The 19142-nt window shown below is 61.8% G+C and carries 14 protein-coding genes and 2 pseudogenes; 14 read left to right on the forward strand and 2 right to left on the reverse strand.

The window, feature by feature from the left end:
• Positions 1–10 precede the first annotated feature (10 nt).
• From dapA to C7W88_RS10720, 8 genes and pseudogenes are all read left to right on the forward strand, one after another.
• Positions 11–892 carry a 4-hydroxy-tetrahydrodipicolinate synthase gene (gene dapA / locus C7W88_RS10685; protein ID WP_118073513.1) on the forward strand — a complete coding sequence of 294 codons (882 nt, stop codon included), beginning with the start codon at positions 11–13 and terminating at the stop codon, positions 890–892.
• Between the two features lie 86 nt (positions 893–978).
• Positions 979–1461 (forward strand): SsrA-binding protein SmpB, encoded by a 483-nt coding sequence (gene smpB / locus C7W88_RS10690; protein ID WP_118073514.1) that lies wholly within the window; start codon positions 979–981, stop codon positions 1459–1461.
• 66 nt (positions 1462–1527) lie between these two features.
• Positions 1528–2127 (forward strand): DUF2062 domain-containing protein, encoded by a 600-nt coding sequence (locus C7W88_RS10695; RefSeq protein WP_370073120.1) that lies wholly within the window; start codon positions 1528–1530, stop codon positions 2125–2127.
• A complete protein-coding gene (locus C7W88_RS10700) occupies positions 2127–4568 on the forward strand; it encodes a response regulator (RefSeq protein WP_205525165.1) in 2442 nt (813 codons plus the stop codon). Before C7W88_RS10695 ends, C7W88_RS10700 begins: the two co-directional genes overlap by 1 nt.
• A 210-nt stretch (positions 4569–4778) precedes the next feature.
• Positions 4779–5275 (forward strand): annotated as a pseudogene (locus tag C7W88_RS10705) (Lrp/AsnC family transcriptional regulator).
• 155 nt (positions 5276–5430) lie between these two features.
• Positions 5431–6099, forward strand: a complete 669-nt coding sequence (locus C7W88_RS10710; RefSeq protein ID WP_118073515.1) for a haloacid dehalogenase type II — start codon at positions 5431–5433, stop codon at positions 6097–6099.
• Between the two features lie 14 nt (positions 6100–6113).
• Positions 6114–7187 carry a phosphotransferase gene (locus tag C7W88_RS10715; RefSeq protein ID WP_118073516.1) on the forward strand — a complete coding sequence of 358 codons (1074 nt, stop codon included), beginning with the start codon at positions 6114–6116 and terminating at the stop codon, positions 7185–7187.
• A 44-nt stretch (positions 7188–7231) separates the two neighbouring features.
• Complete coding sequence (locus C7W88_RS10720; protein WP_118073517.1) at positions 7232–8563, forward strand: aspartate aminotransferase family protein; 1332 nt, start codon at positions 7232–7234, stop codon at positions 8561–8563.
• 388 nt (positions 8564–8951) lie between these two features.
• Here C7W88_RS10720 and C7W88_RS10725 read toward each other — a convergent pair whose 3' ends face one another.
• Complete coding sequence (locus C7W88_RS10725) at positions 8952–9245, reverse strand: GIY-YIG nuclease family protein (RefSeq protein WP_118073518.1); 294 nt, start codon at positions 9243–9245, stop codon at positions 8952–8954.
• A gap of 144 nt (positions 9246–9389) precedes the next feature.
• On the opposite strand from C7W88_RS10725, the gene C7W88_RS10730 reads away from it, so the two are divergent.
• The 6 genes and pseudogenes from C7W88_RS10730 to C7W88_RS10755 all read left to right on the forward strand — a co-directional run.
• Positions 9390–10697 carry an MFS transporter gene (locus C7W88_RS10730; RefSeq protein WP_118073519.1) on the forward strand — a complete coding sequence of 436 codons (1308 nt, stop codon included), beginning with the start codon at positions 9390–9392 and terminating at the stop codon, positions 10695–10697.
• A 63-nt stretch (positions 10698–10760) separates the two neighbouring features.
• Complete coding sequence (locus C7W88_RS10735; protein ID WP_162895999.1) at positions 10761–11816, forward strand: LacI family DNA-binding transcriptional regulator; 1056 nt, start codon at positions 10761–10763, stop codon at positions 11814–11816.
• Positions 11817–12056: 240 nt separating this feature from the next.
• Positions 12057–14501 carry a TonB-dependent receptor gene (locus C7W88_RS10740; RefSeq protein ID WP_118073521.1) on the forward strand — a complete coding sequence of 815 codons (2445 nt, stop codon included), beginning with the start codon at positions 12057–12059 and terminating at the stop codon, positions 14499–14501.
• A gap of 5 nt (positions 14502–14506) precedes the next feature.
• Positions 14507–16543, forward strand: a complete 2037-nt coding sequence (locus C7W88_RS10745) for a glycoside hydrolase family 97 protein (RefSeq protein WP_118073522.1) — start codon at positions 14507–14509, stop codon at positions 16541–16543.
• Between the two features lie 20 nt (positions 16544–16563).
• Entirely contained in the window at positions 16564–17049 is a 486-nt protein-coding gene (locus C7W88_RS10750; RefSeq protein WP_118073523.1) for a LacI family DNA-binding transcriptional regulator, read from the forward strand.
• A 191-nt stretch (positions 17050–17240) separates the two neighbouring features.
• Positions 17241–17600, forward strand: a pseudogene (locus C7W88_RS10755) (chromate transporter); the annotation flags it as partial.
• A 38-nt stretch (positions 17601–17638) separates the two neighbouring features.
• Here the strand turns inward: C7W88_RS10755 and C7W88_RS10760 are convergent.
• On the reverse strand, positions 17639–19051 hold the full coding sequence (locus C7W88_RS10760) for a sulfatase (RefSeq protein WP_118073524.1): 1413 nt from the start codon (positions 19049–19051) through the stop codon (positions 17639–17641).
• Between the last annotated feature and the right edge of the window lie 91 nt (positions 19052–19142).

The raw sequence follows: 19142 nt of genomic DNA on the forward strand, positions 1-19142 counted from the left end.
GGTATTGTCCATGTTTTCCGGCTCGATTCCGGCCCTAGTGACTCCATTTCGCGATGGAGCGTTTGACGAGAAAGCGTTTCGTCGCCTCGTCGACTGGCAGATCGAGAACGGATCGTCGGCGCTGGTCCCTTGCGGCACCACCGGCGAGGCCTCGACCCTGTCGAACGCCGAGCATCACCGCGTCATCGAAGTCTGCGTCGAACAGGCGGCGGGCCGCGTGCCGGTGATCGCCGGCTGCGGCAGCAACGACACGATGAACGCCCTGCTGCACATGAACTTCTCGAAGAAGTGCGGCGCGCAGGCCGCGCTCTGCGTCGCGCCTTACTACAACCGGCCGAGCCAGGCGGGCATCATCGCCCACTTCAGCTACCTTGCCGAGCACAACGACCTGCCGATCGTGCTCTACAACGTGCCCGGCCGGACGGTGACCGACATCCTGCCGGAAACGGTCTGCGAACTGGCCAAGCGCTATCCTGACAAGATCGTCGGCATCAAGGACGCCAGCGGCGACCTGTCGCGCGTCACCGATCACCGCATGGGCATAGGCAAGCACTTCTGCCAGCTTTCGGGCGACGATGAACTCGCGCTGCCCGCCAATGCCGCCGGCGCCGTCGGCTGCATCTCGGTCACCGCGAACGTCGCGCCCAAGCTTTGTGCCGAGTTCCAGGCCGCTTGCGCCGCCAACGACCTGGAGAAGGCGCGCGAGCTGAACGACAAGCTCTATCCGCTGCACTACGCGATGTTCGAGGACGCCTCGCCGGGCCCGGTCAAGTACGCGCTCAGCCGCCTCTTCCCGGACATCTCGGACGAGCTGCGCCTGCCGATGGTCCCGTGCAACGAAGCGGCGCGCAAGGCGGTCGACGCAGCGCTGGAGCATGCCGGCCTGATCTGACGCGTCGCGTCTGGAAAACCGCTGCCCGACAAAGTGCGAAGTTCCCCTTCCGCTTTGCCGGGCCAGCGCCTACATGCAGCAGCATCATGGCACGCCCCGTACATCCCGAATTCGATAAAACCAAAGTGGTCGCCGAGAACCGGCGCGCCCGCTTCGAATACTTCATCGAGGAGAAGTACGAGGCGGGCATCTGCCTGACCGGGACCGAGGTTAAATCGCTGCGCTTCGGCGAAGGCTCGATCGCCGAAAGCTATGCCGAGGTGAAGGGCGGCGAGGTCTGGCTGGTCAACTCCAATGTGCCCGAATTCAGCCACGGCAACCGCTTCAACCACGTGCCCAAGCGCCCGCGCAAGCTGCTGCTGAAAGAGCGGCAGATCGCCAAGTTTACAGGTGCGGTCGAGCGCAAGGGCATGACGCTGGTCCCGCTGTCGATCTACTTCAACAGCCGTGGCCGCGCCAAGGTCGAACTGGCGCTGTGCAAGGGCAAGAACGTGGCGGACAAGCGCGCCACCATGAAGGACCGCGACTGGAAGCGCGACAAGGCGCGGATCATGAAGGACCACGGATAGGTCGATCCAGGTGTTCCACTTCACCGACCGGCAAGGAAATACGGTCTAGAGCGCAAGAATCGGCCCGTGGCGGGGCAGACGGGAAACGGGTACAACAGGCGCGCAATGTTCGAGCGGATCGTCAACTGGGCGCGGGCCAACATGCCGACGCGCGAGCAGATGGAGCAGAACCGCTTCGCGCGCCCGCTTGCCGCCCGCCATGAACTGTGGCGCTTCACGCGCCGTTCGGTGCCCCGTGGCGTGGCCGCAGGCCTGTTCATCGGTATCTTCGCGCTGATCCCCGGCATCCAGATCATCGGTGCGGCCTTGATGTGCGTGCCGTGCCGGGGCAACATCCCGCTCGCCGTGCTGATGACCTTCATCTCGATCCCGCCGACGACGCTGTTCGTGTTCCTTCCGGGCGCGATTGCCGTGGGCAACAGCTTCGGGTTCCACGCGGACTTCTCGACCGTGCAGGCCATGGTGACGAAGGGGGCGGGCTTGAGCGAGTGGCTTGTCTGGCTTGGGTCCGATGCCGCGCCCTCGCTGGTCATCGGGCTCTTCCTGATCTCCATTGTCTCGGCCGTGATCGGCTATGTCTTCGCAGCGTTCGGCTGGCGCTGGTGGACCGCGCACAAGCGCAAGGTGCGCAACATGCGGGCGGCCGCGCGGGACTTTCCCGACTGATGGCAAACGTGGCCAGCGAAGGGGCGGCTGTCGTCACGCCGACCGTGCCCTTGCGCGATTGGCTTACGCTTGCAGGTGCAGTGGCGGCAAGCGCCGGAGCGCTCTGGGGTATCTCCGGGCAGCCCCTGCTCGCCGCCGGGTTTGTCGGAGGAGTCACAGTCATCGGCGCAGCCTTGCGCGTTGCCATTCGCCCGACCCAGGACGCTGCACCGCAGGATTTCGCCGTGCCGGACTGGACGGTCACCAATGCCGCGATTGCGCGCGACGACGTGGGCATTGCCATTACTGACAGAGCCGGGCGGCTGGTCTGTGCGAATGGCCTGATGGGCGCCTGGTTCGGAATTTCCGCGGCACCGCCACGTCTTCCGGTAGAGCGCGGCTCGGTCGAGCTGCTCGAAGCGGCGACGCGCGCTGCGTGGCGAGATGGCTCGGCAAAGGCCGATGGCGTTGCTTCGAGCCAAGGCACCTGGACGGCGGAAGTTGTGCGCGTGGGGCGCGGCGAGGACTACCTCGTCTGGCGCTTCGCCCCGGTTGTGACCCCGGATCTCGTGGCAGACATGGCGGCGCACATCGCCGGCAAGGTTGGCCGCGCGCTCGCCCGCGAAGGGTTGCAGGCGGCGGTGGTCTCGCCCGAGGGCGTGATCCTTGCCGCAAACGCGGCCTTTGCCCAGCGCGCGACCGGCTCGGTCAGTGCCCAGATGGCGGGTGCCGATTTCGTCTCATTCCTCGCCAGCGACGAAAGCGACCGGATCTACTACGCCCGCGAGGGCGGCAAGGGCACGCCGGTCAAGTTGGTCCACGTGCCGGTGGCGGATCCCGATGGCGTCGCCAATACCGATCCATCGCGCACGACTTCGCTGTTCCTGCTGATTGACAATGGCGGCTTCGGGCAGGGCATCGGCGATGTCACGGCGGGCCTGCCGCAGATCGAAGCGCTGCTTGCGCGCCTGCCGCTCGGCCTGGCGATGACCGACCGTGACGGGCGCTTCCTCTTTGCCAACGCCGCATTCCTGCGCGCTGCCGGACACGACGACACGATCCCGCCGCCTTACCCGTCCGACCTTGTCATCAGGGAAGACAAGGGCGCGCTGGTCGATGCCGTGCGCCGTTATGCGCAAGGGCAGGCGACCGCGGGCGACGTTGCCGTGCGGTTGCGCGCCGCACCGGATGAGCCGGTCTCGCTCAGCCTTGCCGGCGTGCGCGGGCTTGGGGAAGGGGCCGTCCTGCTCAGCCTCAAGGATTCCTCGGAAGAGACCCGGCTCAAGCGGGAGATTGCCCAGGCGACGAAAATGCAGGCCGTCGGCCAGCTTGCCGGGGGCGTGGCGCACGATTTCAACAACGTGCTGACTGCGATCATCGGCTACTGCGATCTGATGCTGATGCGCCACACGCCTGGCGACAGCGATTACGACGATATCCAGCAGATCAAGGCCAACTCGAACCGCGCAGCATCGCTCACGCGCCAGCTTCTTGCGTTCTCGCGCCAGCAGACTTTGCGGCCGCAGGTGCTGCAACTGCCCGACGTCGTGGCCGAGGTTTCCGCTCTCCTCAAACGGTTGATCGGCGAGAAGATCACGCTCGAAGTCGTGCATGATCGCGACCTCGGCTTCGTTCGTGCCGACCCCACACAGCTTGAACAGGTGCTGCTGAACCTCGCCGTCAACGCGCGTGATGCCATCAACGACAAGCTTGCCGCCACGGGCGCCAAGGGCGGCGGCGTGGTCAAGCTGATGACCCGGCGGGTGACGGCGGCTGACGTCCGCGCCATGAAGAGCGAGATCCTGCCGCTGGGGGATTACACTGCGCTGATCGTCGAAGATAATGGTCACGGCATCAAGCCGTCGCAGATCGGCAAGATCTTCGAGCCTTTCTTCACCACCAAGGAGAAAGGCAAGGGCACCGGCCTTGGCCTTTCCACCGTCTATGGCATCGTGAAGCAGTCCGGCGGCTTCATCTTTGCCGAAAGCGAGGTGGGCAAGTTCACCCGCTTCAGCATCTATCTTCCGGTCCATGTACCCGATGCCAGCGAAGCGCCCGCGCGCCAGTTGGCAAGCCCTGAACCGAAGCGGGAATGGTCAGGCGGCGGCCGGATCCTGCTGGTCGAAGATGAAGACACCGTTCGTGCCGTTGCCGAACGCGCGCTCGTCCGCCAGGGCTATGAGGTGACCACGGCGGCCGATGGCGAGGAAGGGCTTGAGGCGATCGGCCGGGGCCAGTTCGATCTTGTCGTGTCCGACGTGGTCATGCCGACGATGGACGGCCCGGCCATGGCCCGTGAGATTCGGGCCCTGCGTCCAGACCTGCCGTTCCTCTTCATGTCGGGCTATGCCGAGGAGCAGCTTCGCCGCGAGATCGATATCCCGAACATGCACTTTCTCGCCAAGCCATTCTCCGTTCAGCAGATATGCGACGAGGTGGAGAAGGTCCTCAGGGCACGCTGAGCACGCGAAGGCCGGAAACGGTCGACCACTTCGACCACCTGACGAGAACATTCATCTGCAATTCGTCGATGCTTGTGCTTCAAACAGCTGCTCAGTCAGCAGATCCCGGGCGATGAGCAGATCGCAACGCGCGAAAATTCCGATGCAACTCGGTAGTGTGAACAAGCCCAAGCGCTGATCCACACTGCCGAAACGGAGGGATGGGACAAAATGGATATGCTCGATGCGATCGACTTCAGGATCCTCACGCATCTGCAGCATAATGGCCGGGCCACAAACCTCGCGCTCGCTGACGTCGTCGGCCTGACGGCCAGTCCCTGTCTGCAACGCGTAAAGCGGTTGGAGAGCATCGGACTGATTCGCTCTTATGGTGCCCGGCTGGCGCTCGCCAAGCTTGGCGAACAAGTTGTCGTATTCACGGAAGTGACGCTGACCAACCACCGCAGGGCCAACTTCGAGAGGTTCCTGGATCGCGCTCGCGAGATTCCCGAAGTGATGGAATGCCATCACGTGACCGGGGGCATGACTATCTGTTGCGTGTCGTCGCACGTAGCATCGCGCGTTATAGCCAGGTCCTTGAGCGGCTGTCTGCGGGTAATTCCGGAGTTGGCCGGATATCGAGCTACATAGTGCTCGGATCCCCCATAGAGCGCGATATCCTGCCTCTCAGGGAACTGTTCGAGCCGGACCCGCCCGAAGAAGCGTGACCTTGCCCGCATAAGCGTCGGAACAGGCGCACAGCCTTATCTGACGAATTTCAAGATTCGGCTGATTCATCTTGCCAGTCGAATTCCAAAGTTCAGCACATCCTTCCGCTTTCCGGCCCGTAGACGTTGCGCAGAGAAATCGCGGAGGTTTGCAAATGGCCCTGTTTCGCCCGAAGTACGTGACTTTCGATTGTCACGGCACTCTCATCAATTTCCAGATGGCCGACGTCGCGCGGGAGCTTTACGGCGATATGCTCGACGAGCCCCGCATGGTCGAATTCATTCGCAACTTCCAGGCTTATCGCATCGACGAAGTCTCGCAGGACTGGAAGCCCTATGCCGACGTCGTCCACAATGCCCTTGCACGCGCCTGTCGCCGCAACGGTGTACTGTTCAAGCCCGAAGATGCGGAACTGATCTACAGCCGGATTCCGACCTGGGGACCGCACCCGGATGTTCCCGAGGGCCTCGCACGGTTGGCGCAGCACATCCCGCTGGTCATTCTCACAAACTCGATGGTGTCGCAGATTTCGTCAAATGTCGCGCGTCTTGGTGCTCCGTTTCATGCGGTTATCACTGCCGAGGAAGCCGGGGCCTACAAGCCCCACCTGCGCGCATTCGAACACATGTTCGACGTGCTTGGTTGCGGACCGGAGGAAATCACGCACGTGTCTTCCTCGTTCCGCCACGACCTGATGTCGGCCTACGATATCGGCATCAAGAGCAAGGTTTGGGTCAATCGCGGCCACGAGCCAGCCAACCCCTTCTACGAGTACACCGAGATTTCCGACGTTTCCAAGCTGCCTGCGGTCTTCGGGTTCTGAAAGGCACCGGGCAAATGGCTGGGATCACCCCTTCGGTTGAAACACGCAACAGGGCAAAGAGCGAGGCCGAGTATCGCGCCGCGGCAGCGCTGCTTGCCCTGTCGCCCTACGAGCCTGCGGCCGAACTCCCGCCCAAGTTGCTGGAGCGCCACTACGGGCTGAAGGGTTCGGCCATTCTGCTTGCCTCGGAGTTCGAGCGCACCCTTGCTATCGAAGTGGCGACTGGCCAGCAGTTGATCCTCAAGCTTTCGGATCGGCCCGAGGCACGGAACAGCTTCCGTTTCCAGAGTACTGTGCTGCGCCAGCTCGAGGACGTTTCGGACGTGCAGGTTCCGCGCGTTCTCGAGACCATCGACGGCAAGGGCCTGTTTGCCGATGGAGCGGTCTGCGGTTACTTGCAAACCCGGATCGGGGGCACGCCGCTGCACGCGCTTGAATCGACGGAACAGTTGCTGGCGCAGGTCGGTGCTACACTGGCTCTGCTGGGGCAATCGTTGCGCGGCGTGGAGGCGCCTGCGCCTGATCGACCTGTGCTCTGGCAGATCGGGACTTGGCCCTGGCTGGAAGAGCTGCTGCCTTACCTTCCTGCCGGTTCCATGGCGGACCAGGTAAAGGCGGCTCTGTCAGACTATCTGACCCATGTCGAACCACGCATCGGTGAACTGGATTGGCAGATCACGCACAACGATCCCAGCCCGCACAACATGTTCCTGACAAACGGCGAGATTGCGTTCATCGACTTCGGTGACGGGAGCTTGAATCCGCGCATTCAGGATCTGGCGATCGCTGCCGGCCACTTCGTCACCGATCCCGGCAAGCCATTGGGTGGAGCGGCGGCGATGATTGCCGGCTTTCACGCTGTGCAACCATTGACCTCCCTTGAAGCGCGCCTGCTCGTAGGGTTGATGCGGGCGCGACAGAGCGCGCTCATCCTGATCAATTATTGGCGGGCCGATCTCTTTCCGGATGAGGCCAGTTACATCAGGAAAAACGTACTGCGCGCGCAGACCGGCCTTGCGATCCTGTCGGCGCTCGATGCTGATGCCGGAGAGAGGGCAGTGCGCAGTGCGATGAACCAGGCCGCCTGAAGCGAGCCTCACCTCAACTCGCATCTTCGAACGGAAATCACGCCATGTCGACCGACCTGATGCCCAACCGCTATCGCCCCGGCGAGGTTTCACTTCCCGAACGGGAGGCAGCACTTATCGCGCGGCGCGACGCTGTACTTGGCGCATCTTACCGGCTCCAGTACCGCAAACCTGTACACTTTGTTCGCGGGGAGGGGATGTGGCTCTACGATCCTGACGGCAAGCCCTATCTCGATTTCTACAACAACGTGCCCTCTTTGGGCCACTGCAATGCCGAAATTAACGCTGCGATGGCGGCGCAAGCTGCGCGCCTCAGTGCAAACACCCGCTATCTCGAACCGCGTGTCGTGGAATATGCGGAGCGACTCGTCGATACGTTCCCGGCAGAGCTTGATCGCGTGATATTCACTTGCACTGGCAGTGAATCCAACGATCTGGCGCTGCGGATTGCGCGCCTCGCCACCGGCAATGAGGGCGTCATCGTTTCTGCCTACGCCTATCACGGCACCAGCGCCGCCGTTGCAGCAGTATCACCGAACCTTGGTGATGCAGTAAACCTGAGCCCCTCGGTGCGGATCGTCAACCTGCCTGGGCCGAGTGGAATTCCCGACGAGCAGGCGAATGAATTCTTCGAAGCTGAAGTACGCGCTGCGATTCACGATCTGCGCCGTCGCGGCATCGGCATCGCCGCCTTCATGTTCGACAGCATCTTTTCAAGCGACGGGGTCTGGATCGACCCTCCGGGTTTCCTCAACGGCGCCGTCGCGGCGGTTCGGGAGGCAGGGGGCCTCGTAATCGCTGACGAGGTGCAGCCCGGGTTTGGTCGAACAGGTGCCCACTTCTGGGGGTTCGCTCGCCACGACATTGTCCCCGACCTGGTGACCCTGGGCAAGCCGATGGGCAACGGCTTCCCGATTGGTGCGGTTGTCGGGCGTCGCGGACCGGTCGAGACGTTCGGTGTCACGGCGCGCTATTCGAATACGTTCGCTGGCAACACCGTGGGCATTGCTACGGCTGATGCAGTCCTGACAATTCTTCAGCGCGATCGCATCCTCGATAACGTCCTCACGGTCAGTGAAACCCTGCGAAAGGGTCTCGAGCAGATTGCCAGCCGGACAGGCGGCATTCTTGGCATTCGCAACGCGGGGCTGTTCTTCGGCATAGACATCGGCATGGGCGCAAGCCTTCCCGCCGAACGTCGCGCCATGGCGCTCGACGTCGTAAACGCCATGCGTGACAACGGCGTTCTCATCAGCACCACCGGGGCTAACGAAGATGTGCTCAAGGTGCGCCCTCCGCTTGTTTGCCAGGATGAGCACGTGCAGTTGTTTCTCCGTTCGCTGGAAGATGCGTTGCGGATCATCACCAGCAGATGACACCTTCACGGCAGCGTGGACAAATTCCGCGCGGTCATGGCCGGAGACAACAACCGACAGTTCAAGCGGCGAGGTGGATGTGATGTCGAGCGCATTGCCGACACCCGGCTCGTCTCTCTTGCGCTGGAACGTGCTGATGAAGATACATCAGCGCACTCGGAATGCTGTGTAACCAAGAAACCCGGGTACTTCTGGCGTTCATCTCGGTTCGTGAAAGTCTGCTGAAATGCAGTAAGTGGCAGAGCGGAAGGCCACCGAAACTTGCCGAGAAAACCTAAGAAATCCGCCGCTCATTGATTATTCGCCGGAAGCGATACCCCCAATGTTACCCCCAGGTGGCCAAACATTTTTTCAATCCGAGCTTTTTCAGCTCCGCGCTGTCCTAGCGCTACGCACGTATCAGACGGCCTTCGACGGCATGATAGCGGAACTCGGTTATAGTTCTGTCTCTGATTCGTTCGACAGCTTCGTTGATAACTTGCAGCGGCACGACAAACCACTCGCGCGGTTTGACCATGTGACCGAGCCGATCAGGTATGGTCAGATCGAGCTGCGCGGCGGCGAAAACCTTGTGGATCAGGCTTTCCAGCTTCTCCGCTTTTATCTCAATCAGCAAAGGCGCTTGTTGAGAACACCGAAATTTGACTTGGTGGCTCCTCACCCCAAGTGAGGCGCCTGCCATTCGAGTTGGACGCCGGGGTCGGTCTGCTCTGCATCGGAATTTCTAGAAGTGCGTGCCGAAAGCTGTGACTTTCGCTGCCCCTGGTATTGCCGACACACTGCTGTTCGCGCGACCATAGTCCAGAGGATGGCAGGGATCTGAACAATGAAGGGTGCATTGCCGCCAGTCACGCAGAGCCGTATCATTGGTCTGAGCGCGGGCTATCTTGGGTTGCAGATCACGTTCGGGATAGAGAGCGCCAGCCTCAGCCGCGTTTATCAGGGCTTTGGGGCCGGCGTCGAAGATCTGGCACTACTGTGGCTCGCAGGGCCAGTATCAGGGCTGCTGGTTCAACCGGTGATCGGCCGCCTGAGTGACAGGAGCTGGACGCGGTTCGGGCGCCGTCGGCCATGGCTGCTCGGTTCGGGAGCCATCGCGACTGCTGCGCTCACAGGGATCGCGTTCGCGCCGAGCCTGGTCTGGGCAATCGCAATGATCTGGCTGCTCGAAATCTCGATGAACGCCCTTAATGCACCCTACCGAGCGCTGGTTGGCGACACTTTGCCCGAGCAGCAGCACGGCAGGGGCTTTGCCATGCAGACCGTCTTCATCGGTGTTGGTGCGTTCCTTGGTGCCCTGGTGCCAAAGGCCCTCAGCGTCGCTGGAATGCCCAATGTCGTTGCCGAAGGTGCCACGCCGGTCTCGGTGCGGCTGGCGTTCCTTGCGGCGGCGACATGCCTGGCGATCTCGGTTGTCGGCACGGTCCTCAAGGTGCGCGAATACTCGAAGGAAGACTACGCGCGCTTCGGCATCTGTTTGACGGATCAACAGGTGGACGAGCGCGAGGCCGGACGGACTTCGGCAGACTGGCTGGTCAATCTTCTTGCCTATCGCCGGATCGCGGCCATGCAGTTTTTTGCCTGGGCTGCGCTCTATCTGCTATGGGTCTACGCAACGCCGGTCGTAGCACAGGGCGCTTTCGCTGCCATGTCGGTAGAAGATCCGCGTTATGGCGACGGCGCGGACTGGGTCGGTGTCATGTTCGCGACATACAATGGCGTGGCGGGGCTCTTCGCCTTCATCTTGCCCCGCCTCTTCGAGAGGTTCGGCGTGTCTCGCGTCCATTCCACTAACCTTCTGGCCGGTTCCTTCGGCTTTGCAGGTGTGGCGCTGGCGGGAACCCCCTTGTTGCTGCTGGTCTGCGCTGGCCTGATCGGCATAGCCTATGCCTCGATGCTCAGCGCGCCCTTCGTCATGGCGAGCCGTATCGCCCGGCAGGGAGAGGCAGGCGGCGCGATCGGCCTGATGAACGTGTTCATTGTAGTGCCGCAGCTGGTGATGGGCCTGGGCATGGGCGCGGTGGTCCGGATGTTTCCAGCGGGCAACCCGTCAGGCACGTTGCTGATCGCCGGGGCTTTCTGCTGTCTCGCCGCCGTCATCGCGGCGACCGGGGCACGGCGATCTGCAATATAGTTTGCAAACTGTGCAATATTTTGCGCAAATTCATCTCCGATGGCTCGGTCCAAGGAGAGTTGCATGGAAGATGGCGCCGGAGGCAAGTTTACCCTGAAACACATTGCCGAGGAGCTCGGCCTCTCGACCGCCACGGTGTCGCGGGCGATTGCAGGGAACACTGCAATCAGTGAGGAGACACGCGAACTGGTGGTCCAGACGGCGGCACGGCTGGGCTACTCCGCACCCAGGCGGGGGCCGAAGGGCAAGTCCGGCAAGGGGAACCTGCCAGAACAGGTCTGCGTCGTCCTGCCTGTTGCCACCGGGCATGGCGGACAGCTCGGCAATCCGTTCGAGTTGTCGCTGCTCGGCGGCATCGGCGCTGCGCTAAGAGAAAGGCGTCGCGATTTCTCGATCAGTTGGCAAACTCCGCATGACGATCGGACTTTGAGCGAGTTCATCGACACCTCCCATTATCGCGGGTTCATCTTCTTCGGGCAGTCGCAGTTTCATGATGCGCTCAATCGTTTCGGGGCGGCCAATCGTCCGATCGTGGTTTGGGGCGTGGAAACCGAAGGGCAGCGCTACTGTTCGGTGGGCACCGACAACTTTGATGGTGGCTTCCGCGCGACGCGCCACCTTATCCGGACCGGTCGGAAGCGTATTGCGTTCTTCGGATCCATGCCGCCGATCGCCGAGGCGCGGACGGCACTGTCTCAGATCGCCCAGAGGCTCGAGGGCTACAAGGCTGCCTTGACCGCCGAGGGCATTCCTTTTGATCCTGCAATCGTCCAGACTCCGTTCTCGAGCCGCTATGAGGGTGCTGATGCCGTCGACAATCTCGTCGAGCGCGGGGTAGCTTTCGATTCGATCGTTGCTGCCTCGGACATTGTTGCGCTCGGCGCTTTGCAGGCGCTCAAGCGGCACGGCCTGCGTGTGCCCGAAGATGTCGCCCTGATCGGCTATGATGATATCGACGTTGCCTCGTTCTCCAGCCCGCAGTTGAGCACCGTGCGGCAGGACGTGATCAAGGCTGGCAACATGCTGGTGTCCAAAGTGCTGCGCATGATGGACGGCCACCGCGCCGTATCCGAGCGATTGCCAACAGAGCTGATCATTCGTGGATCGTGTGGCGCGTGACTGCAATCCCTCGCGCCAGGAATCGAAAAAGTTATGCAACTTCCAGCCATACGGCTCTGGGCGATTGCAGTTAAACCAAGCTAAATCAGTTCATTATCATCCATGGAGCGGTTGGATGGACTGCAACTCTGGATGTTATTGCACAAATTCATTGCAATCGATTGTTGTTTTGCGGGAAAAGAGCGTCGGCCAGACGGCCACCAATGAGTCGTCTGCAAGCACCTTTTCAAGGGGGATGTCATGAAGGTTTCGACGCGTATCGCCGCGCTCTCCACTGTCGCACTCGCTGCGATGGCCGCACCTGCCCACGCCCAGACTGCGCAGCCTGCGGCCACGGACGAAGCGACTGCGGCTGACGACAGCCTCGGCCTTGCCGAGATCATCGTCACTGGTGCCAGCTCGGGCCGCAAGAAGATGGAAACGTCTTACGCGATCACCACGCTGTCGTCGGCCGAGCTGCAGCAGCGTGCGCCGGTCAGCATTTCGGAAGTCTATGCCACGGCGCCGGGTATCTTTGCTGAGTCCTCGGGCGGCGAAATCGGCAACAACGTCTATTCGCGCGGCCTTCCCAACGACAATTTCCGCTACGTGCCCGTCCTTGAAGACGGCCTTCCCGTGTGGGAAGAAGGCGCCGGCGCCTTCACCAACGCAGACATCTTCTATCGGGTGGACCAGACCATCCAGAGCGCCCAGATCGTGCGTGGCGGTTCTGCTTCGATCACGGCTTCGAACGCACCTGGCGGCGTGCTTAACGTCATCACCAAGAAGGGTACGGCAGACCTCCAGGGCCTCGCCAAGCTGGAGTGGGGCGACTACGATCACTATCGCGGCGACTTCAGCCTGACTGGCCCGATCAACGACAAGCTGCGCTTCAACGTCGGTGGCTTCTATCGCTCGAACAACGGCATGCGCGATCCGGGCTTCACCGGGAACCGCGGCGGCCAGTTCCGCGCCGGCCTCACCTATCTGCTCGACGATGGCGAAATCTACGTCGGCTATCGCAAGCTCAACGATCGCAACATCTTCTACACCGGCATTCCGCTCGCCAGCAAGAGCAAGGGCCTGCCCGGTCTCGATGCGGGCGATGGCACTGTGGTGTCCCCGGCGTTCCGCAATATTGCTGTGCCCGACCTCTATGGCACGGGAACGACCTCGATCGACCTTGGCAACGGCGTCCACACCAACACCGATACGTTCACCGTCACCTTGGACAACAAGTTCAACGACTGGCTGAGCGTCAGCGCCAAGGGGCGCTACACCGGCGGCGTGGTCGACTTCAACGCGCTGTTCAGCGATCAGGTGGCTGGCGCGCAGGCATTCCTCGACAGCTCGCTGAGCCGCCTGCAAGCCGCAAATCCAGCCACCGTTCGCGCAGGCTATTTCAATGCAAACACCGGGGCCGCGATCCCCACGGCCAACATCGCCAATGGCCTGACGCTGGTCCAGAACATCTTCTCGACCTATGTCGATGTCGACAACCTCGTCGGCGACCTCAGCTTCACCGCCAAGACGGGCAGCAACACGCTGACCATTGGATACTATCACAGCCAGTTCACGCAGCGCCAGCAGTGGAACTGGAACAACGTGCTGACCGAGGCTGCCAACCAGCCCCGCTCGATTGACGTGTTCGGCCTTGATGCGGCTGGCAACAAGACCATCGGCCTTACCCGCAACGGCATCGTCGGCCTGCACAGCAACCTGCAGGACTTCCGCGACGACGTGACGATAAACGCGCTGTACCTTACGGACTCGTTCGAAGTCAGCTCGGCTCTGCGCCTCGACTTCGGCGCACGCTACCACCACGTCAGCAAGAAGGGCACGATTGCCCAGAGCAAGACCGTCAATCTGGGCGATCCGAGCACGGTGCTCGATGATGCCGTCACGGTACTCAGCGGTGCGATCACGCCGTACAAGTTCAAGACCGGCGAATGGGCGTTTTCGGCGGGCCTGAACTACACGTTCAACCCCGACCTTGCCGCCTTTGCCCGCTACAGCCGCAGCTTCCGCGTCACGCCGGAATTCTCGCAGTGGTTCAACTGCTGCAATCCGGTGGAGGACCGCATCGATCTGGTCGAGGCAGGCCTCAAGTACTCCTCGCGCCCGGTCTCGGCCTTTGTGACGGTGTTCTACAACAACTTCCCGAACATCTCGTTCAACAACATCGTCGCAGGCGCTCCGCAGACGGCCACTGCCGCTGCGCGCTCATACGGTGTCGAACTCGAACTGGCGCTGCGTCCGGTCGAGATGTTCGAGGTCAACTTCTCGGGCAACCTGCAGTCGATCAAGTACACCGGGTTCAGCGGCGTCGACGGCAACGGTCCGTTCGACTTCAGCGGCAACCGCATCGTGCGCCAGCCGGCCATGACCTTCTCGATCCGCCCCGTCCTCCACCTGCTCGACGGCAAGGTCGATATCTACAGCAACATCATGCACACCGGTAAGCGCTTTGCCGACGTTTCCAACCGGATCGATCTGCCGGCCTTCACCGAGGTCAGCCTTGGTGGTCGCTGGAACATTGCCGACAACCTCTCGGCCGAAGTCATCGTGACCAACCTGTTCGACACGGTCGGCCTGACTGAAGGCAATCCGCGTGCAGGCGTCATCAATGGCGTCAACGAGACCGCGTTCCAGGGCCGCCCGATCTTCGGCCGCCGGGTGCGCGCAGGCGTGACCTTCCAGTTCTGACGACGATGGTACTCCTGACTTTCACCCGTCAATTCACCTCCCACCTCGCCGTGGCAGCGCTTGCTGCCACGGCATTCTTTTTCGCGCCTGCGGTGCGCGCGCAGGAATGGCTTGAGGTGCGCTCGCCTGATGGGCGGCTGGAAGTGGACTTCGCCGTCGACAAGGGCGAGGCTGTCTATCGCGTGAGCTTCAAGGGAAAGCCGATCATGGATCGGTCCCTTCTGGGTTTCCGCTTCAAGGACCGGGAGCCGCTGGTTTCAGGCCTGATGCTGTCCGACACCAGGCGGACGTCGACCAATGCTACCTGGGAGCAACCGTGGGGCGAGCGCCGCGTTGTAAGGGACCAGAGCAACGGCTTGGTCGCGACCGTAAAGGCACCGGACGGACGCCAGTTGCGCGTCGAGTTTCGGGTCTTCGACGACGGGTTCGGCTTCCGTTATGTCCTCCCTGGCGAAACGTCAGACCGCTTTGTCATCAGCGATGAAGTCACCCAGTTCGCATTCGCGCAAAACTACCGGGCCTGGTGGATTCCAGCCTATCGCGAGAAGTTCTCCGAGTACGAGTATTCGCGCTCGGCACTGTCCGCCTTGCCCGCCGTCCAGACGCCCCTTACACTGGAAGGCGACGGCGTTGCCATGGCGGTGCATGAGGCTGCTCTGGTCGATTACGCGTCGATGAACCTGCGGCTGGTTGCGGACAATACAAAGACCCTCAAGGCCGATCTGTCGCCATGGTCGAACGGCGATCTCGTGCGCGGCCATGGCGGTCTCGTCACGCCATGGCGCGCCGTGCTTGTGGCAGACAGTGCCGCGAAGCTTGCCGACTCCACTCTGATCCTCAACCTCAACCAGCCGAACCGGTTGGGGGATGCATCCTGGGCCAAGCCGATGAAGTACATCGGCATATTCTGGGGCATGCACATCGGCAAGTACACATGGGAACCCGGCCCTGACCATGGCGCGACCACCGCACGCGCACTGCAATACATCGACTGGGCAGCCACTCATGGCATTCCGGGTGTGCTGTTCGAAGGGTGGAACAAGGGCTGGGATGCGCCGCAATGGTGGCTGAATGGTCACTCACACTTCATCCAGAACGAAGCTGCAGCGGACTTTGACATGGACGCGGTCGCCGCTCACGCCAAAGTACGGGGCGTGGAAATCGTCGGTCATCACGAGACGGGAGCCCAGGTGCAGGACTACCTGCGCCAGCTCGAACCAGCGCTCAACTACTACGATCGGTACGGCATAAAGGCGATCAAGCTTGGCTATGTCGGTACGCGGCACGACATGGTCGAATGGCCCGATGGGCAGTATGCGGTCGAGAATTTCCAGCAGGTCGTCGAGGCAGCGGCAAGGCACCACATCGCGGTTTTCCCGCACGAGCCGGTCAAGGACACTGGCCTGCGCCGGACCTGGCCCAATCTGATGAGCCGCGAAGGCGCGCGCGGGCAGGAGTACAATGGCGGCAGCCCGGATACCGGCAACTCGCCTGATCACCTCGCTATCGTTCCGTTCACGCGAATGCTGTCAGGTCCCTTCGACTACACGCCCGGCGTCTTCAACTTCGATTACAGGGACAAGCGCCCCAACAATCGCGTACCCTCGACACTGGCACAGCAGCTTGCCCTCTTCGTGGTGATCTACTCGCCTGTGCAGATGGCGGTAGACCTGCCCGAAAACTACGAGGGCAATCCCGCATTCCAGTTCATTCGCGATGTGCCCACCGACTGGGAGCAAAGCCGGACTTTGGCGGGGCAAATCGGCGAGTATGTGGTCACCGCCAGGCAGGCGCGATCCGGAAAGGACTGGTTCCTCGGAGCCCTGACAAACGACACCGCGCGTAATCTTACGGTTTCACTGGACTTCCTAGAGCGAGGCAAGCGCTATGAAGCGCAGATCTATGCCGACGGGCCGGGAGCGGATTGGCGTACAGCCCCTGAGCGCATCCTTTTGAAGCGAAAGATCGTCACCGCCAAAAGTGTTCTCACGCTTTCTCTGGCCTCTGGTGGCGGCCAAGCCATCCGCCTCCGCGCATTGTGATAGGCGGCTTTGGTAAGGTAATGTTAGACGACCCCCAACCGCATGGTGTCAAGACAATCGTCGACATCGCGAGGTTGGCTGGCGTCGCCCCCTCTACGGTCTCGCGCTCGCTGGCCGGCAAGCCTGGCGTGAGGGCTGAGACGAGGCGGCGCATCGACGAGATAGCCAAAGCATGCGGCTTTTCGATCAATCTCCAGGCCAGTGACTTACGCCGGGGAAGAGGTTCGAGGCATCCCGCGCCCCGCGCCTCATCCGCTTCGGCCGGTCTCGCGAACGACCGATTTCTTGACCGTGTCGCGAAGTCTATGGTCGACTTGGCGATCAAGAGCAGCGATCAGATCAACATTATCGTCGAACACAAAATCTCCGATAATGGGCAAAACCAAGAGCACGTGACACTAACCTTCATGGCAGAAGGCCTCAATCGAGCTACTGCCACAGCGCGCTATCGCATTGTCGTGTCCAAAATCATGGCCGACAACAATGAGGCGCCATCAGCGCCATGATCCACGTCGCGAGACACTCGGGTTTCAAAATGGAACTCCGATGTTTCAGACGCTTGTTACTGCCATAATCATGCCGCCGAGCTGAACCGTACAATTGCTCGCAAAGTGGCAACGCGTATCAAGCCGCTCTACACGCCATTGGCAGTTATTGGCGAAACGAGACGTTGGGCCGCGCAGAACCGAACGACCGGTTCTTCTCGCAACTGGCTGTGGTCACATTCGGCGGGGCCTACGCCGTGCTGGCCTACATGGCGCAGGAATCGGTGCAGCATTATGGCTGGTTTAGCGCGAGCGAAATGGCCGATGGCCTTGGCCTTGCCGAAACGACGCCCGGCCCGCTTATCATGGTCAAACAGTTTGCGGGCTATCTTGCCGCATTCCGCGCGCCTGAACCGTTTTCACCGCTGGTGGCCGGGCTGCTGTGTGCTTTGCTGACCACGTGGGTCACATTCGCTCCTTGCTTCCTGTGGATTTTCACCTTTGCGCCGTGGATCGAACGCATGGAGAATTCCCCGCGCCTGAGGGGCGGGCTTGTTCTGGGGCTTGCCGCCTGACGAGAGCCTGCGGCTTGGATCAGCAGGTCGGCGGTTCAACCATCCGAGTTGAAGTGATCCGCCAGTTCGTCTGCGCCAAAGCCGTGGGTGTAGGATTGTGGATCGAGTGGAAGCATGGTGGCGTTCCATGCTTCCCAAGCCGCCCTCAGTTCGTTGAATTCTGACGAACGAAGGTTTTTCAGATTGGCGCGCTCCAGCGGATCGGCCTGCGTATCGAAAAGGAACTCGTTCTCGCCGATCTTGAGGTACTTGAGATTGCCGTTTCGCGCAGCGCGCTGGTTGTGTTTCTTGTAGCGCCAGAACAACGTGCGTTGCGGCAGTTCGCGCCCTGCAATGGCCGATGCAATGTCGTTCCCATCGCTTGGGAATGCCTGATCCGGGGCCGTGCCCGCTGCGGCCAGAAACGTAGGCAACCAATCCATCGATATGATTTGCGCATCGCTGGTCGCCCCGGCTCTGGTGACGCCCGGCCAGCGCACAATGGCTGGTATTCTCAGGCCACCTTCGAGGAGTTCGGTCTTGCGCCCTGTAAAGGGCCAAGTGTCTGAAAAGCGTTCGCCGCCGTTGTCGCTGGTAAAGACGACGATGGTGTCCTGATCGGCCCCGCTGGCCTTGAGGGCCTCAAGCACCCGGCCGATCTGATAATCGAGACGTCGGACCATGGCGGCATATATCGTGGCGCTGCCGCCATCGAAGTGGAACAGGGCCTTGGGGTCCTTGAGCGCGGCAATGCGAGCAGATTCGCTGGCGTCGTCAGGCCCTTCCCACGGCCAGTGCGGCGCAGTGAAGTGGAGCGACATGAACCAAGGGGACGTTGCCGCCGAGGCTTCATGGATTTCCGCTATTGCACGGTCGGCCAGCAGATCGGTCAGGTAACCGGCCTTTTCGACAGGCGTTGGTCCGTCCCACAGGTCGAGCTGACCGTTGCTGGTGGCGTGGGTGTAGTAGTCAACCCCGCCGCTGCGGATGCCCCAGAACTTGTGGTAGCCACTCTTGAGCGGGTCGAAGTCGGGCAGGCTCCCGAGGTGCCACTTGCCGATCAGCGAGGTGCGATAGCCCGCCTTGGCGAGTAGCGACGGCAGTGTCGGATGCGTCGGCGGCAGGCCGATGCTGGGGCGGTAGGCGAGTGGCTCCTCCAGACCCACGGGCAGGCGATACTGATAGCGGCCGGTGATGAGCCCGACGCGCGTGGCGGTGCAGACTGCGCTGTTGGCATAGGCATTGGTAAAGCGCAGACCCTGCGCCGCCAGCTTGTCAAGCACCGGGGTCTCGAAATCGCGGCGGCCGTAGCAGGACAGATCGGCATAACCGAGGTCGTCGGCCATGATGTAGAGGATGTTCGGCCGCCTTGCGCGCTGGCGGGCAATCGCCGGGGTGGCCGCAAGAGCTGCGGTCGCTGCGGCTCCGCGAAGGGTGGCGCGGCGGGTCAAATTGAAGGTCAGGGTCATGGTGCGGTCCGTGGTCGCTGATGGCAGATGGACCCGCGCGTGGTCGCGTAAGGCAGCATGATCCTATTGCTGGTCCCATCAATGTCTATCG

This window comes from Novosphingobium sp. THN1, from assembly GCF_003454795.1.
Taxonomy (GTDB): Bacteria; Pseudomonadota; Alphaproteobacteria; order Sphingomonadales; family Sphingomonadaceae; genus Novosphingobium.